The organism is Phytoactinopolyspora endophytica (assembly GCF_004138495.1).
Taxonomy (GTDB): domain Bacteria; phylum Actinomycetota; class Actinomycetes; order Jiangellales; family Jiangellaceae; genus Phytoactinopolyspora; species Phytoactinopolyspora endophytica.
Genome location: NZ_ML142859.1, coordinates 39,951 through 41,608 on the forward strand (window position 1 = coordinate 39,951; position 1,658 = coordinate 41,608).

2 protein-coding genes are annotated in these 1,658 nt (G+C 69.9%); one reads left to right on the forward strand and one right to left on the reverse strand.

What is annotated here, in order from left to right; all coding sequences use genetic code 11:
* Positions 1-642: 642 nt before the first annotated feature.
* Complete coding sequence (locus ELR45_RS38525; protein ID WP_205856946.1) at positions 643-807, forward strand: hypothetical protein; 165 nt, start codon at positions 643-645, stop codon at positions 805-807.
* Positions 808-1,338: 531 nt separating this feature from the next.
* On the opposite strand, the gene ELR45_RS20350 is transcribed toward ELR45_RS38525, so the two are convergent.
* Positions 1,339-1,658: NAD(P)H-dependent oxidoreductase (locus tag ELR45_RS20350; protein WP_205856947.1), on the reverse strand; the 320-nt coding region annotated here is incomplete at its 5' end.

A 1,658-nucleotide genomic window follows, 5' to 3' on the forward strand; every position in this document is an offset into this window, starting at 1 on the left:
GGTTGCGCGTCTGCGCAGGTGCCGGGCCCCTTGCCGGCCGGCGTGCGGCTCCCACATCGTTGCCCCAACGCGGGTCGCGTCGCGGCGAGCCGGACCAGCCTGGACGAGCACGGCATTGAGGAGATCCATGCCCCGACGCATCCGCGCGAGCCTCCGGCTCGTCGGCGTGGCCGCCATTGCGGCCGTCTCAGGCGGCACCGTTCACGTTCCGATCGCCGTTCCCGCCGCCGGGGCCTAACCTAACCCGCGGAGACGGACGGCCGACGTCGCCCCGGACGCCCCGTGCTCACCCGGACCGTGACCGGTGAGCACCGACCGAGGCGACCTGGAGATCGAGGCACGGCCCCGGACATGGAAGCGGCCACCCGGGCTGGCGACGCTCCGGTCAGGCGTTCGGCGAACGCCCCTACCCGGAGCAAGCCGGCGAGCCGCACGATGACGTTGCCACGGTGGACGCCGGCGAGGAACTCGTCCTGGGTGGCGATGGTGCCGGTTCACGGGATCTCGGCGTGACGCTCTTCGACCAGACGCCGACAGGCCCGGTGCCGACGACCGTCGACCAAGCGTTCCTGAGAGAGGCGGAGGTCGCGGTGCGCGTCACGGCGGGCGAGGGCCACGGCGTGGAACGGTGCCGAGGAGCTCGTGGGCGAGCTGGTGGTTGCAGCACAGGTGGGACTCGGCACGCAGCAGATGCCGGGTGCGCTGAGCGCACTGCGCCGCTGCTTTCCGCGACTTGAGATCAGCGTGTTCGAGCAACCGAGTTCCGCTGAGCTTGAGCGGTTGTGCCGCCGTGGGACCTGGTCCTGATGCCGGCCTGTGACCAGACTCTCGCCGACGCCCACCATCTCGGCGACAAGGAATTCGTCGTGGCCCGCGGGGCCGGGCACCCGGAGCTCGCCGCCAGCCGTGTCGATCTGCGTGACCTGGATCGGGAGCCGTGGGGGAGGGTCTACCGGGACAGCGCTCTCGACGGCATGCTGGCGGGTGTGCTGCGGGACAACAGGTCACCCGATCACTGCCGTCCGGGTGTCCCAGGCGCCGACGACCGTGCGCTGGGTCGGCCAGGTGCTCGGGGTGGCGCTCGTCCCGGCCGCCGCGGGTGCCCTCCGGATACGAGGACTTCATGCGCCCTGTGTCGACGGTGGTGTTCCAGCCTGTCATGGCCGTGGTGCGGTCCAGCGGAGGCGGCTCTCCTCGAATTGCGGGACCGTCGAGCAGACCCCGCCGGATCCCCCACAAACTCCCGAGCCCGTTAAGAAGCGGACTATCGCGTTGCGCTGGCGGCTCCGGCTCGGGCCGGCGACCTGGTAAGTTCCCCGTGTGGACCGGGCCGGTTCCTCACACAGGTCCGGTCCCGTCTGTGACCCGGGACTGGAGGAGGTCAGCGACGTCGGAGATGGCCATCTCGATTCGTCCGTAGATGCGGGGGTTGAGCAGCGTGGTGCCGTCGAAGTCGCCTGACGACGCGAACACTGCGACTGGGAACGTCATCGACTGGAAGAATCCGAACAGCGGCCGCATCGCGTGCTCCAGGACGAGTGCGTGGTGGTCGCCGCCGCCCGTCGCGATGAGGAACACCGGCTTGTTCGCGAGCGCGTACTGGTCGATCAGGTCGAAGTAGTGCTTGAATATCCCGGTGTACGAGCCGCGAAACACGG